Source organism: uncultured Aquimarina sp., from assembly GCF_947496855.1.
Taxonomy (GTDB): domain Bacteria; phylum Bacteroidota; class Bacteroidia; order Flavobacteriales; family Flavobacteriaceae; genus Aquimarina.
This window is the reverse complement of record NZ_CANMED010000007.1, coordinates 289,797-304,803: the sequence shown is the minus strand read 5'-3', so window position 1 is coordinate 304,803 and position 15,007 is coordinate 289,797. Positions and strand designations below refer to the sequence as shown.

Genomic DNA, 15,007 nt, shown 5'->3' with positions numbered 1-15,007 from the left:
GATATATAATAATGGGTAATAGAAAAACGGCAATAGTTATAAGAAAAGCGCATCGATACTTAGGTGTGTTTTTGGGCATACAATTTTTGATGTGGACTATTAGTGGGTTGTATTTTAGCTGGACTGATATTGATGAAATACATGGTGATCAGTTCAAAAAAGAGCTAACACCAATTAATCATAGCAATTTATTAAAATTAGATGCTTTTTCACATGGACATAGTATTTCTTCTCTAGAATTAAGAACTATTGCAGATAAACCTTATTATTGGGTTAATGATAGTGTGCTGATACACGCTAAATCTGGAACAGTAAAGTCTAGAATTTCTGAAAAAGAAGCACTAACAGTAGCTTCAGAATATATATTAAAAGATTTACAGGTTTTGTCTGTTGATTATATAACTGAAGTTGGAAAACATCATGAATATAGAGGGCGAGCTTTACCGGCTTACGTAATTAATTATGACCACCCAGAAAATGTGAAGGCATATATTTCAGCTAAGGATGGATCTTTTCAGCGCGTTCGTCATCAATCCTGGAGGTGGTTTGATTTTTTATGGATGACACATACTATGGATTATGAAGGAAGAGATGATTTTAATACAATAGTGCTAAGGGTCTTTTCTTTACTGGGGTTGATAACGGTACTTAGTGGTTTTGCACTTTGGTATATTTCCTCACCAACACTTAGAAAAATTTTCAAAAAATAAAAGAGATGAAGAAGAACGTTGTTTACATGGGTATTGCAGTATTAGCTGGATTGCTTATGGGGTATTTTATTTTTGGAGGAAACGCTAATAAAGAAGCTGAAGTAGTACGTGATCATGCAAATGAAATTTCTGATCAAACGTGGACATGCTCTATGCATCCACAAATTATGCAATCTGAATCCGGAGATTGCCCTATATGTGGTATGGATTTAATCCCGGCAGAAACTTCGGCAGATGGCTTAGCGGCTGATCAATTTAAGATGACCGAAAATGCCATGGCTTTAGCTAATATTCAAACCTCGGTTGTAGGAGGAATTAGTCTGGATTCTGAAGGGTTGAAACTTTCGGGTAAAATCAAAGAAAACGAAGAGGCTAATACTGCTCAAGTGACTCATTTTTCTGGTCGTATAGAAAAACTTTTTGTTAATTCAGTAGGAGAACAGGTACAAAAAGGACAGGCTATAGCTGTTATATATTCACCAGAGTTAGTTGCCGCTCAACAAGAACTATTAACAGCGGCCAAACTTAAAAAAGACCAACCGGAATTGTATAAAGCAGTTAGAAATAAATTAAAATTTAGAAAACTTTCTGAAAAGCAAATCAGCCAGATAGAATCTTCTGGAGAAATTAGAGAAACTTTTACATTACATTCTCACGTATCAGGAGTAGTTTCAGAAAAAATGGTTGAGGAAGGAAATCATATTGATAGAGGGCAGATACTTTATAGAATGACAAACCTAAGTACCGTTTGGGCTTCTTTTGATGTTTATGAAAACCAAATTGGATTGGTAAAGAAAGGACAAAGTGTTAAAGTCAAAACAAATGCATATCCAAACAGGAATTTTGATGCTAAAATTTCATTTATAGACCCAATTTTAAATACAGCTACAAGAACAATTACCGCACGAGCAGTATTAAAAAATAACAATTCAATTTTTAAACCGGGAATGTTTGTTGAGGGAATTATTTCAGTGATTGATACAAAATCGAGCATTACCATTCTAGTCCCCAAAAGCAGTGTGCTATGGACAGGAGAACGCTCTGTTGTGTATGTTAAAATGCAATTTGATCAAGCTGTTTTCGAGATGAGAGAAGTAACGCTTGGTGATTCTAAAGGAGATTCTTATTTGATTCTTGAAGGGCTTAGAAAAGGAGAAGAAATCGTAACTAATGGAACTTTTACAGTGGATGCTGCTGCTCAATTACAAGGAAAAAAATCTATGATGAAACGTAATGATATAGCAGATAAGATTAATAATGGAGAAAGAATTAGGGAAATTTATTGGCCTAGTAGTTTTCAAAAAGAGTTTATTTCAAACTTATCAGCATACTTTCTTTTAAAAAATGCTCTAGTAGCAAGTAACGCTAATAATACTTCTACGTTTTCGGAACAGATGCTAAGAGGGTTAAAAATTATAAATACTTCTGAATTACAAAAAACAGAATTGGATTATGTTCAGATGATTATTAAAAAGTTAGAAGTAATGGTCAATAAAGAAGATTTAAAAGACCAACGCGAGCATTTTGTAACGCTTAATGAAAGTTTAGAAGCATTAATTAAAAGTTTTGATAATATTTCAGATACAATCTATATCCAAAAATGTCCTATGGCGGATAGTAATAAAGGTGCTATTTGGTTAAGCAAAGAAGAAGAAATTAGAAACCCTTATTTTGGAGATCAAATGCTTACTTGTGGAAGCGTGATTGACACTTTAAAGAAAAGTTGATGCTAATTTTTTAGTTTGTTTTAACATTGTAAATGTTAAAATATTAACTTATTGTTTCGATTGTATTCCAAAACAACGTATCTTTAATATAGGGAAATATTGGATTACGTTTTTTAATAGATTACAATAGCTAGAGCTGTAAGGTTTTTTTATCGATAAAAAAACCGTACGGATACTTTTTATTATGCTTAAATTATTCTAATAAATGTAATCAGAAACGAAAGGGATATGGTGAAAAAACTACTTTTTATTACATTTTTAGCCTTACTTTTTTCTTGTAGGGAAACATCAGTAACTACAATGACTAGTGCAGGTACGTTGGCTTTGTTAGAGAAATCTAAATCCATTCAATTACGTGCAGAAAAGGTGGAAAAGCATATGCAAAAATGGCAAGACTCCTTGGATCGTTATGATAATCAAGAAGTCATTCAAAACCAGGTAAAGGATGATGAATTTGTAGACATAGAAAAGTTATCAAACTATTTCGTGTTAGATATGAAATATGCTACAAATGATAATTTTCTGAAAAAGGCAGTGTATTCTTGTGAGCGATGCTATATGAGAGGCGTGGTGGCAAAAGCTTTGATAAAAGCCAATAAGGATTTCATGAAGAAAGGTTATAGAATCAAACTATTTGATTGCTATCGCCCTTATAGTGTGCAGAAAAAAATGTGGAAAATCTTTCCTAATCCTGGTTATGTGGCTGATCCAAAAGGAGGATCAATTCATAATAAAGGAGCGGCAGTAGATATTACACTCACAGATTTACAGGGTAATCAATTGGATATGGGTACTGCTTTTGATCATTTCGGCAAAGAAGCACATCATGCTTATAAAGAATTATCAGATAAAGTCATAGCTAATCGTAAGTTATTAAGAGAAGTTATGGAAAAACACGGTTTCTCTATTATAAGAACAGAATGGTGGCATTACAATTTTAAAAATAAGAAGTTTAAGATTTCTGATTTTAGATGGAAATGTGATTAAAAATAGACAATATAAAGTCTTGTACAGTCTATCGATTAAACGGCTTTTCATTGATCCAATGAAATCCTCTATTAATTAATGGAAATTCTGATCGTTCCTTCTTTTTAGTAACTATTTTAAGATTGTCACATTTGTAAGTTCCTTCAAAAATATAGATACTATCATTTATGCGATATGAAAAACTTCTTATATCTGCACTGTCACTATATGAAATTAGATGTAATGTTTGCGACGTTGAATCTGTTTTTTCTTTAAGCCGGATGAACGTTTCATTCATAGTTTGGATATTACTATATCGTTTGTCTACAATTAGACGTTTCCAGCGGATAGTATCTGTGGTTAATGGAGGTATAGTATCATTATTTTTAATAAATTCTATTACTTCGTATATGCCGAATAAAACAGATTTTGGTGCTTTTTTACCCCATTGTTTTTCGCCTTCAATAGATCCTTCGATATTGGTGTAAAATAGATATCCTATAACTATGATTTTGACTGAAATAGCAGCAATTTTTAGTTTCTTTTTGGTGAAGTATTGAGGAAGCTCTTTAGGTTTAACTTCTTTGTTTAAAACAAAGAAATTTAAGATGTTTTTAATATCAGGTGTTAATAGGAATACTCCCATTATTGTTAATAGCCCACTATATAATTTTACAGGAATGTCATAACTCATATTCATCATAAATACGTTGAACATTACCCCTACAACCATAAATGCACCTAAAAGTGTAGTTTTTCTAAAAATCAATAATATTCCAGCAAAGATTTCCGCATAACCCGAAAATTTAGTGTAGGTATCGCTATATTCCATGAAGTTCCACATCAATCCCATGGGAGATTGATTTCCAAAAGTTTTGATAAGATCTATATTTCTTAATTCCGTAAATTGAAGAGTAAAAGCTTTAGAAAATCCATAAGAAAACATAGTTGCGATTAAATAATACCTTACAAGAGTTCTTGTGTAAAGTAATAACTTATTATAGTTAGATCTTTTTAAATCAATGATACTCCATATGATAGTAACAATAACTGAGATGTATAGATATACAAATTGAAAAACATAATCAGCAGTAGTATCGCCGCTACCTGAAGGTTTCATGGATATTTCATAACCGATATTTAAAATGTTTTTTCCAGACCAAATGCATAACTGTTCAAATCCATCATAATAAAAAGAAAAAATATTCCCCATTCCAGGAATCAAACCGATATAATAGAAGGGAAATGGGAAAATATTTAGAAAAAGATAAACAAAAGAGAATCGAAAAATAATTTTAGTTGATAACTTCCATTTATCTTGATTATTGATATTTTGTCTGACTGGCATTTGATTGATGATTTGTGATATTACTTTTATAAGACTACAAGTGTAGTTAAAAGTTACAAAAAAAAACAGCATCCGCTAAAAGCGAATGCTGCAAGAGCACAATTATAAAATCGGAAAAAATTAGAATTGTTTAACTATAGTGTGGTAGCTTTCATAGCTTTTTAACTATATGATTTTAATCTATTATAAGTATTTATACGCTGGTGTTGTTAAAAATTCTTCAAATTCCTCAGCAGTGACTAGGTTGTAAAAAACCTGAATAGCATTTTGATAATTTTTACTTTCGAAAATATTTTTTTCTACTTGGTTTTCAATAGTTTTTAATTCATCTTCGAAAAGCATATGAAACATGTTTTCATTAAGTGTTAAGCCGTTCTCCATTTTAACTTCATTCTTAAGCCATTGCCAGATCTGAGTTCTACTAATTTCTGCAGTTGCAGCATCTTCCATAAGATCATATAAGGCAACCGCACCATTTCCTCCTAACCAAGTGGCGATATAATGAATTCCTACATTGATGTTTTTTCTGATTCCTTCTTCTGTAACGGTTCCTTTAGGAACTTCCAGAAGATCTTCTTCAGTAACCACAACATCTTCTCTTTTTACATCTAATTGATTAGACTTTTGCATGTGCATATCAAAAACACGCATTGCTAATGGTACCAATCCAGGGTGAGCCACCCAAGTGCCATCGTGGCCGTTTTTTACCTCACGTTCTTTATCTGCTTTTACTTTAGTAAAGGCAAGTTTATTGCGCTCTTCATCACCTTTAATAGGAATCTGAGCAGCCATACCGCCTATTGCTAGAATATTTCGCTTATGGCATCTTTGGATTACACGTTTACTATATGCATCCATAAAAGGACTGGTTATTGTTACTTGGTCACGATCAGGAACTACAAATCCTTTATGATTTCTTAGTTTTTTGATGTAACTGAATATGTAATCCCACCTTCCACAATTAAGACCAACAATATGCTCTTTTAATGCATAGATGATTTCGTCTAATTGGAAGCTTGCAGTAATGGTTTCTACTAGAACAGTCACCTTAATGGTAGCATGTTCGATACCTAAATACTCTTCAGAGAAATCGATTACATCATTCCACCATATAGCTTCTGTAAAATGCTCTAGTTTTGGTATGTAATAATAAGGAGCAGTTCCATTTTCTTTTAATTGTTCATTGTTGTGGAATGCATACAACGCAAAATCAAATAAGGAAGCACTGATCTCTTTGTCTTCAATTAAAAGGTGTTTTTCATTTAGGTGTAATCCTCTAGGACGTACAATTAATGTAGCTACTTCTTCCTTAAGTTGATACGTTTTATCTTTCTTAGGGTTGTAAAACGAAATAGTTTTATTCACAGCATCCGAGAGGTTTTTTTGTCCTTGTAGGCAATTCTCCCATAAAGGAGCATTACTGTCTTCAAAATCCGCCATGAATGTTTTTGCACCCGAATTTAATGCATTAATGACCATTTTTCTATCGACAGGACCAGTGATCTCCACTCTACGATCCTGAAGATCTGCAGGGATGGCAGCTGCTGACCATTCGCTATTGCGAATCTCTTTAGTGTTTTCTGGAAACGACGGATAGGTTTCCAGATCGAACAGTTGCTGCTGTTGTTCTCTATTTCTTAAAAGTGTTAATCGTCTTGAGTCAAAACGATTATGCAATGCTTCGAGAAAAGCTAAAGCACCATCCGTAAGAATCTCTGGATGATAATTTTTCACCTCTTTCGTAAAGCTAATTTTTTGATTTAGGTTTGTTTGAGTTTCCATAACTATATCGTTTGAGTGAACAATATTAAAAAAAAGTTTTTTATAAAACAAGCGAACGTTCGCTAAATGTGAATTTTTTGTTTTTGAAAATGTTCGCAGAAATTGCTACTTTTGGCTTTATGGCAATAGCAGAAGAATATATCAGATTAATTTTTGGTTTGAAAATCAAGCAAATACGAACAGATAAGGACTTGTCCCTTTTTGGTTTATCCAAGTTAAGTGGGTTATCTAAGTCGTATTTAAATGAGATAGAGAAAGGTAAAAAATACCCTAAAACAGATAAAATTATTAAGCTTGCAGAAACCTTGGAGGTCCCATATGATAATTTAGTTTCTTTAAAATTAGACAAAAACCTAGCTCCAATCGGTGAGATTTTACAATCAGGAATCCTTGATGAAATTCCACTTGAGCTCTTTGGGATACAACAAAGTGATCTTATCGATATAATTGCTAATGCACCTTCTAAAGTAAATGCATTTATTAGTACAATTATAGAGATTGCTCAGCATTATAACATGAGTAGAGAAGGATTTTACCTGGCTTCGTTACGATCCTATCAGGAAGCGCATAACAACTTTTTCAAAGATCTTGAAGATACAGCCATACGTTTTGCGAACTCCTATCAACTAGATTTGTCTGGTAATATAACTGCTGCAGAATTAGAAGAAATTTTGATTGAGGAATATGGGTATACTATTAATACTGCTGGAATACCTCACCACGAGGAGCTCGATAATTTAAGATCTGTATTTGTTCCATCAACAAAAACTCTGTTGTTATCGGACAGAGTAGATGAGCCTCAGAAAACTTTTATTTATGCAAAAGAATTGGGGTATTTATATCTGGAAATTAAAGAAAGACCTTATACTTTTTCTTGGATACGCTATGATAATTTTGAAGAGGTATTACATAATTTTTATGCTTCTTATTTTGCAGGCGCTTTAATTATACCAAGAAATCACTTAAAAGAGCATCTTAAGGATCTTTTTAGTACGAAACGATTTTCTGAGAAAGCTTTTCATAAAATAATGAAGCTGTACAATGCTTCTCCAGAGTCTTTTTATCAACGTCTTACTAATATTTTACCGAAGGATTTTGGAATGCAGAATGTATTCTTTTTAAGATTTACCCATAAAAAAGGGATGGAGCGGTTTAATTTAGTAAAGGAATTACATATTACACATCAGCAGCAGCCTCACGCTAATGAAATAAACGAACATTACTGCAGAAGATGGATGGCTATTAAAACATTGCAGCGAAGTGCTAATGAAGATATACCATATTCTTTTGATATTCAGATTTCTGATTACGCGGATACAGATCAACAGTACTTGGTGTTTACATCAGCTACTAAGGATCCATTTAGACAAGATTATTATCGTAGTATAGGTATTGGGTTTTTGATTTCATCTGCGTTGGAAAAAAAGATCAGTTTTGTTAATGATGCTAAAATACCAAAGGTAAAAGTTGGAGTTACTTGCGAATCTTGTTCTATTACAGATTGCGAAGTAAGAAAAGCACCGCCAAAACGATTACTAGCAAAAGAAAAGTATAAACGAACTTCTCAGTTAGTGGCAGATATTGTAAAGGAGTATTCTTAGTAAGAAATAATTAAAAAAATTAACCGAATATTTGACCTAATTTGTCCAAATACTGCGATGTAGTTTCTTTTAAATACACACCCAAACTGATAGCTGTTTTGTCTAGTAGATTCATTTTAAAAAAAGAATAATCAAATTGATGTAATTGTCCACTTGTTAAGGAAGTACGTTTTTGTGTTAAAATTTCACATTCAGAGCTAGAGATATTATTGATGCCTCCAGCATCAATATATGCACGTAGTCGATCTTCTGTATTGGTCAAAGCTTCTTCTAAAATGGATAAGCTTGTTGCTGCATCTGCGAGAATTTTTCGTTGTGTATTGATATGATCAATTGCTATTTCTTTGTCAGATTGTACTTGTTTATCGGTCTTTTGGATGGAGTAATAATCAGTATCAATATCACGATTAAACTGTTTGATAGTTTGTAAATGAATATGCCCTAAGTCTCGCATAGGTGCTATAATAGCTGTGAATTTAGATTGAAGTACTGCGTAATACGATCGTTCGTTGGTTAATGAGCCTTGATCATGTTTGTCGTTAGAAATTAAGAAAAAATCTAATACTCCTTTTTCGACTTCATAATCTACAGCTCTGGAGCGAGTTAATAATTGAGAAAATGGTTCTGCCTTTACATTAAATTGTTTAATTAGTGCTAATATCTCATCCAGAGATTCTTTTCCTTCTTCTTGAAAAAGATCATTATCTAGGTTTACAGGTTCAGGTTTGCGATCAATAGGATTATTTCCTTTACTATCATCTTCAAACAAATCGTCATACATACTAGGCATACTATAATTAGGAGGTGAATTGGTTTTGTGTTTTATCTGATAATATCAAAGATACTATTTTTTAAAAAGGGGACAATAGTGAAAAATTAGTTATAAACTTTGTTCATCTCTTAGGATTAATACTAGCTCTAAATAAAGGAACTATCATCCTTACTTGTTTAATAATCAGACTTTATATCTTCATTAAAATGATCAAATATTTTCCAATATTTTGATTTGATTTTAAAATAAGACTAATGATCTCGATGTATTTTACTGAGTTATGTATTTAATTTTTTGTATATAAAAAAAGAAAAAAATAATAAGCCTATAAGAATGGCAATTGGAAAGTAGTAAATAGATAAGTTTGGAAAATTTATAGGCTGTAGATCGCCTGTTATGATGAGAGTAGCCCAATAATATGGGGATTTTTCTGATCCTTGATGTGTTTTAATGAAATCAAGTTTTGCCTTGCGTAGAGCAGTTGATTTATCGTTACCCGCTTTTAAATAATTATAAAAATTTAAGACAATTTCATTACTTGATTTTTCATTAGTATTCCATAAAGAAGATAATACGCTTTTGGATCCGGAATAGAAGAAACCTTTTGTTAGACTGGATACTCCTTCGCCTGGTAGAATTTGACCAATACCTGTTTTGCAAGCATCAAGAATTACTAGATCAGCTTGATTAGGTATAAAATACAATTCATTAAGGGTTAGTTTAGAATCACTAAATGCAATCCAGGGTGTTTGAGAATTCATAGAATTAGCATGCGATGACACATGAAGGATTTGATAATTTTCACTATTATTAATAAAGTTATTTTTTGTTGCATTATCATATAAGAATGTGTCAGCACCTATTTCTTCTTGTATTTTTTTTAATTTTGAAAAGCTCAGAGAAAGACTTGGTAAACCTAGGTATTCAAAATGAACTGGTGCAATTCCCATAATATGTTTTGAGGCTTGATTATCTTTTTTCTCGATTTGTTTGTCTAATGACATTGAATACAAATAACTGATATCGAAATCATTAATTAAATACGAAAATTCGGTAGATTTCGTATTAGGCGATTGTAGTATTTCAAAAGGGAAGGATTGTAGTATTCCATCTGGTATAATGACTATTTTTTCTGAATTTATAAGGGTATTTGATTCTGTAAAAGCGAATAATTGATTAGAAATAGAAGTAGATAATTTGTGAAATTTATTTTGATCCTCTTCTGTTTCCCAAGATTTATTTAGTAAAGATCCAATATCTAAAATTTCATTTTGTAATAATTGAGGTTGATCTATTTTATAAAAAAAAGATTCTTTAGGCGTTATCAATAAACCATAAGCTTCTTGATCAGAAAGTATATATTGAATATATGAAGTATTAGTTTGAGCAGCTTTTTTTAAACATTCAGAGAGTTTAGCAATCGTAATATTCTTTTTGTACTTATAATAATTAGGGTATTCTTTTTCTAGAGAATTGATAAAGGCATGATATGCTTTTTTTTGTTTAGTTATCATGTGGTTTTTATCTGATTCAGTCATAGAGCTATTTTTACTGGTTTGTTTGCGGATTTGGAATATGTTTTTTTTAAGTTCGTATTCTAATGAGATCAAACTATCTGGTAGTTTAGCTCTTTTTTTTGCTTCTTCATGAGTTAGGTTTTCTAAAAGGGTAAGTGATTTACTTTTTTCCATGAAATAAAATGCTTTTTCAGGTTGTTTTAGCTGATAAGCAATAGAAGTCGCAAGTATGTATAAATCAAGTCCTTTTTCTCTCCAGAAAAAGCGGGATTGAGATACCGCACTTTCTGAGCGTATAAGATCTACCATATAATCTGCTAATTCTATGGTAGCTAAAGCTTTCGCAAGATGAGATTGATCTCCGGATTTAGTATAGTACGATAGCCATGCTTTAGCTTTATCTTTTAAATCATTTAGTAATTCTGTTTTGTAAGAAGAACTTGCTAGGAGTTGTTTGTTGGGTAATTGTTTATAGTTATGATTTTTAAAGATATTAATAGTGTAATCGATTGCTTTTTGATAGTGTAGTAATGCATTTTTGTAATCTTGATAATACAGATAATAATCCCCAAGATTATCATAGACAGCTGTATATTCGGGAAAGTAACTCAAAGCTTTTTGATAATTTTGAAAAGCGATTTTGTGCTGGTTACTTTTAAAATAATTAATCCCTAAGTTATTGTAAATTTTAGCGATGTCGTATTTAGATTTTGTATGCCTTAGACCTATAGTTAGTGCTTTTTCTAAATGAAATATAGCTTTGTAGTGTTTCTTTAGTTTTGTGTATACCAGACCAAAACGATTATGAATAATGATTTGATTTTTGACACCAATTTTAGTGGTAATCATTTTTTTGTTTAGAGAATCTGCTTCTTGTAGATGTTGTAATGCTTTAGTATAATTTTTATCTCCGCCAATATTAAAATATACACCAGAATATGCTATAGGAATCCTATAGTATTCCTTATCTAAAATGGTGTCTTTTTTAATTTGTATGATTCTTTCTGCTTCACTTATATATTCTAAAGCTTGGTAATAATCACCTTTTTTGATTGCAATATTTTTTAACCCATTTACATACGCGGCAATAGTAAATTTGTCTTTGTGATCAAGAGTTATTAGCTTTTTTAAAGTTGAAAATGATAGTTTTTCTTTTCCTGACTTCATATAAAAAACTGATAGGTTACTATAGGTATTGTTTACCTGTGATGGAAAAGTGTCAATATGCGATATTTGTATTTCTAAAGCTTTTTTAGCATTGATAATGGCCTTTTTGTAATCTTTTTGACGATTACAGAATTTACTATAAAGACTATATAGGTTACTTAATTCAATAGTATTTGTTTGATCTGTTAAAGACGTAATCCAAGACTCTATTTCTATAGTTTTATCAGAGTAATCAATATTAGAATTTTCTAAACTCTTATAGTGTTCGATAACGCTCTGTTGGGCGAAAGTATAATATGGGAATAGTAATAATGAAAATGAGTATAGTAAAAGAAAGGTTTTTTTATTCAAAGAAATAATATCCATGATGTTTAATTAAACGGGAATCATTTTAAAAATAACTATCTTTCTATTATAAAAAAAATAATCCGGAGTAATGTTTTATTACTTCGGATTATCCAGTTGTGGGTTTTAATTATTTTAGTTATTCAACGATTCGATCATCGAAAAAAACATTAAAATTATTCGTTATTATAGTTGCATTTTCCCATATTTTAAGAGAAATTTCTTCAGGGGTATGATACCCTAGATCATAATATTTTGCAGCTATTGCGGTTACAAAAGGCGCGGCATAAGAAGTGCCAGTAATTGGATGATTAATTCCATTTGCATCTTGGAAATAGATATCCTGTCCTTTTGATAAATAATCTACAGTATGTCTTCCATAATTTGAAAAACTAGATTTCCTAATTACAGGACCTGTTCTAGTTGTGCGTATTTCATAGCTGCCAATAGCTAATAGATTATTAGCTGTTATAGAAGATGGATAGTGGAGATTGCTATCATTATCCAAGTCGCTATTACCAGCAGAGGTGATATGTAGTATGTGATTATTTTCACTTATATATAAATTTAATAAATGACTAGGTGCTCCAGACCAACCAAAACTCATATTGATTAGATGAATATTTTCTTTTTTTACAGTGTAAAGGTACCCACAAAGTATGTTAAAAGTAGTTCCTTTACCTAAATGATTGAAAACCTTTACGGGTAAAATACTATAACTTAATACCCCTTCATTTTCCAATTTATTTTTTATTCTACTAATAACAGCTGTTCCATGTCCTAGTTCGTCAAAGGGATCATTGTCGTAGTTAACAAAGTCCCATCCTGAAATCTCTGATGTATTATTTTCAATGCAATTATTAGTGTTTATGTTTGAATTATATAAAAAACGACCTGTATCTGGAAGTATATTCAGGTTTATTCCCGTATCCAAAACAGCAATGTTAACACCAGTGTTATTTAATCTAACCATATTGGTAATCAGTGTAGAGTGTGGCTCTGTAATTGATAGATTGGGAGCTATGTTTTCATTAGAGTACAGGTATTCATAATCAACACCTTCTACATCAGTTTCCTGAGCAATATCTCCTGTTCTTTCTTCGACATCAACACCAGGGAAGAACTCCCATTTTTCAATCCTATCGTTACCACAATTACAGGTTTCGTATCTTATTACACCATAATTTGATCGTAAAGTGTCTCTGGTACTTGGTGATGTATTAGGTCTAAAAGATACAATTAACTTGTTTTTAGAACGAATAGGAGGGTTTACTTGGTTATTGTTATTTTGAGATTGATTTTTACTTGCTAATTCTGTTATTTCTCGAGTATCTTCAATGCCTTCCTTGGAACATCCTGTCCACAAGCAAGCTAATAAAAGAAACAGATAAATAGGTTTTAAATTTTTCATGTACTTCTTTTTTTTAATATTTACTGTTACCTTATAGTGCACATTCCTAAAAATTATTACCCATTTTTTGATAAGTATTATTTTTTGGTTTACTGTTTATAGAAATGTATTAAAAAGAAATGACAGAAAAAACTTTTTTAATATTGAAGCAAAACTATTAGCATAGAGAGTATTTATGATAGATAACAAAGAGAAAATATTGTCTAAAGATTATTTTGTAGGAGCTTTATTAAAAGGAGATGATCGTATCATTTCTGAGATATATCAGCGATTTTTTCCTAAAATATTGCAGTTTGTTTTACTAAATAAAGGTACTCACGATGCTGCAGAGGATATTTTTCAAGAGTCATTATTGCACATTGTAGTTAGAGTTCAGAAAAAAAGCATAAATATCGAATCGTTTGAGGCATATTTATTTACAGTGGGTAAAAATATGTGGAGGAGAGAATTAGAAAATCAAAAAAAACGGGTAATAAAAGAAGAAGTATATACACTAATAGATAAAGACACAAATTTCGCGCAATTTTTAATAGAACACGAACAAATGGAATTGTACAGGGAAAAATTCGCATTATTATCCGATAACTGTAGAGAAATACTAGCATTGTTTTTTAATAAGGTATCCTATGAGAATATTGTTGAAGAGCTGTCTTATGCTACTATCAATACAGCTCGTCAGCGAATATTTAAGTGCAAAAATAAATTAGTAAAGTTTATAAAAACAGATAAACGATTTAAATTGTAAAAGGATAATGGAGTTCGAAGAAGAAGATTATAATCAGATAACAAACTACAATTTAGGTAATCTTAGTGAGGCCGAAAATGCTGAAATAGAGAAGAGAATGCAGATGGATAAGGTGTTTAGAGAAGAAGTGTTGTTACATCAAAGGTTACCTTATGCTATTTCGGAAAAAGGATGGCCGGATTGGGGCCATGAAAATAATGAACAAGAAATTGAAGAAATAAAAGCTTTAAAAAGAAGTGATTTAATTTCGAATATAGAATCCAAAATTAAATCAAGTGGTCGTCAATATTTTGAAAATCAAAATAAACATAGAAAAGGATGGAGAAAATATGCAGTTGGTTTAGTTGCCGCTTTAGTCATTGTTTTTGTATCATTAAGGATCTTTAATTTTAATTCAGTATCTGGAGAATCACTTTATGCAGAATATGTTGATTGGGAAAATAATTTACTTTCGACAACCGAACAGTCGAATTTTGAGAATCGTGGATTACAAGGAGAACAATTGTTTAAAAAAGAAGAGTACAAGAAAGCTAAGATTGTTTTTATTGATATAATAGAAAAAGGCAAGAGGCAGGATAGTCATACTCTAATGTATTTGGGAGCATCTTATCTAGAATTAGAAGAATATAATGATGCATTACAGGTTTTTGATCAATTATTACAACAAAAAAGCTTAAATAGTAATAGAGCCTATTGGTATAAATCCATGGTTTATTTAAAGCAAGGAGATATATCTAAGGCAAAAGAAGAGCTGTTGTCTTTGATAAAGAATAAAGAAAACTTCAATTATACAAAAGCTAGAGAATTATTAAAACAATTAGATTAATTTTTTGTAACCTGTAGTTTTAAGATCTAGAACTTTAGAATCTATCACTACCATTTAATCATGCGAAAAACAGTTATCCCTGGCTTTCAA

11 protein-coding genes are annotated in these 15,007 nt (G+C 31.2%); 6 read left to right on the top strand and 5 right to left on the bottom strand.

From position 1 onward, the window contains the following. The first annotated feature begins 11 nt into the window (after positions 1-11). The 3 genes from Q0921_RS20850 to Q0921_RS20840 all read left to right on the top strand — a co-directional run bounded on the left by Q0921_RS20850 (position 12) and on the right by Q0921_RS20840 (position 3,424). Positions 12-710 (top strand): PepSY domain-containing protein, encoded by a 699-nt coding sequence (locus Q0921_RS20850; RefSeq protein ID WP_299260349.1) that lies wholly within the window; start codon positions 12-14, stop codon positions 708-710. A gap of 5 nt (positions 711-715) precedes the next feature. Beyond that, positions 716-2,437, top strand: coding sequence for an efflux RND transporter periplasmic adaptor subunit (locus tag Q0921_RS20845; protein WP_299260347.1), 1,722 nt, complete (start codon positions 716-718; stop codon positions 2,435-2,437). 228 nt (positions 2,438-2,665) lie between these two features. Further along, positions 2,666-3,424, top strand: a complete 759-nt coding sequence (locus Q0921_RS20840; RefSeq protein WP_299260345.1) for a M15 family metallopeptidase — start codon at positions 2,666-2,668, stop codon at positions 3,422-3,424. Positions 3,425-3,452: 28 nt separating this feature from the next. Here the strand turns inward: Q0921_RS20840 and Q0921_RS20835 are convergent, their stop codons facing one another. Together Q0921_RS20835 and aceB are read right to left on the bottom strand one after the other, a co-directional pair. Further along, on the bottom strand, positions 3,453-4,751 hold the full coding sequence (locus Q0921_RS20835) for a hypothetical protein (protein WP_299260343.1): 1,299 nt from the start codon (positions 4,749-4,751) through the stop codon (positions 3,453-3,455). Positions 4,752-4,934: 183 nt separating this feature from the next. After that, positions 4,935-6,533 (bottom strand): malate synthase A, encoded by a 1,599-nt coding sequence (aceB, locus tag Q0921_RS20830; protein ID WP_299260341.1) that lies wholly within the window; start codon positions 6,531-6,533, stop codon positions 4,935-4,937. Between the two features lie 89 nt (positions 6,534-6,622). Here aceB and Q0921_RS20825 point away from each other — a divergent pair, with 89 nt between their 5' ends. Further along, positions 6,623-8,134, top strand: coding sequence for a helix-turn-helix domain-containing protein (locus tag Q0921_RS20825; protein WP_299260597.1), 1,512 nt, complete (start codon positions 6,623-6,625; stop codon positions 8,132-8,134). 19 nt (positions 8,135-8,153) lie between these two features. On the opposite strand, the gene Q0921_RS20820 is transcribed toward Q0921_RS20825, so the two are convergent. The 3 genes from Q0921_RS20820 to Q0921_RS20810 all read right to left on the bottom strand — a co-directional run bounded on the left by Q0921_RS20820 (position 8,154) and on the right by Q0921_RS20810 (position 13,346). Continuing rightward, positions 8,154-8,915 (bottom strand): hypothetical protein, encoded by a 762-nt coding sequence (locus tag Q0921_RS20820; protein ID WP_299260339.1) that lies wholly within the window; start codon positions 8,913-8,915, stop codon positions 8,154-8,156. A 269-nt stretch (positions 8,916-9,184) separates the two neighbouring features. Further along, entirely contained in the window at positions 9,185-11,956 is a 2,772-nt protein-coding gene (locus Q0921_RS20815; protein ID WP_299260337.1) for a CHAT domain-containing protein, read from the bottom strand. A gap of 118 nt (positions 11,957-12,074) precedes the next feature. Next, complete coding sequence (locus Q0921_RS20810) at positions 12,075-13,346, bottom strand: S8 family serine peptidase (RefSeq protein ID WP_299260335.1); 1,272 nt, start codon at positions 13,344-13,346, stop codon at positions 12,075-12,077. Between the two features lie 175 nt (positions 13,347-13,521). Here Q0921_RS20810 and Q0921_RS20805 point away from each other — a divergent pair, with 175 nt between their 5' ends. Continuing rightward, the gene (locus tag Q0921_RS20805; RefSeq protein ID WP_299260333.1) at positions 13,522-14,091 is read left to right on the top strand and encodes a sigma-70 family RNA polymerase sigma factor; all 570 of its coding nucleotides are present in this window, start codon (positions 13,522-13,524) and stop codon (positions 14,089-14,091) included. Positions 14,092-14,098: 7 nt separating this feature from the next. Continuing rightward, positions 14,099-14,917, top strand: a complete 819-nt coding sequence (locus Q0921_RS20800) for a tetratricopeptide repeat protein (RefSeq protein WP_299260331.1) — start codon at positions 14,099-14,101, stop codon at positions 14,915-14,917. Positions 14,918-15,007 lie beyond the last annotated feature (90 nt).

Coding starts and splice junctions, on each gene's coding strand:
- Q0921_RS20805 (WP_299260333.1), top strand. CDS start 13,522: ATGATAGATAACAAAGAGAAAATATTGTCTAAAGATTATTTTGTAGGA.
- Q0921_RS20850 (WP_299260349.1), top strand. CDS start 12: ATGGGTAATAGAAAAACGGCAATAGTTATAAGAAAAGCGCATCGATAC.
- Q0921_RS20815 (WP_299260337.1), bottom strand. CDS start 11,956: ATGGATATTATTTCTTTGAATAAAAAAACCTTTCTTTTACTATACTCA.
- Q0921_RS20845 (WP_299260347.1), top strand. CDS start 716: ATGAAGAAGAACGTTGTTTACATGGGTATTGCAGTATTAGCTGGATTG.
- Q0921_RS20825 (WP_299260597.1), top strand. CDS start 6,623: ATGTTCGCAGAAATTGCTACTTTTGGCTTTATGGCAATAGCAGAAGAA.
- Q0921_RS20820 (WP_299260339.1), bottom strand. CDS start 8,915: ATGTATGACGATTTGTTTGAAGATGATAGTAAAGGAAATAATCCTATT.
- Q0921_RS20835 (WP_299260343.1), bottom strand. CDS start 4,751: ATGCCAGTCAGACAAAATATCAATAATCAAGATAAATGGAAGTTATCA.
- Q0921_RS20800 (WP_299260331.1), top strand. CDS start 14,099: ATGGAGTTCGAAGAAGAAGATTATAATCAGATAACAAACTACAATTTA.
- Q0921_RS20810 (WP_299260335.1), bottom strand. CDS start 13,346: ATGAAAAATTTAAAACCTATTTATCTGTTTCTTTTATTAGCTTGCTTG.
- Q0921_RS20840 (WP_299260345.1), top strand. CDS start 2,666: ATGGTGAAAAAACTACTTTTTATTACATTTTTAGCCTTACTTTTTTCT.
- aceB (WP_299260341.1), bottom strand. CDS start 6,533: ATGGAAACTCAAACAAACCTAAATCAAAAAATTAGCTTTACGAAAGAG.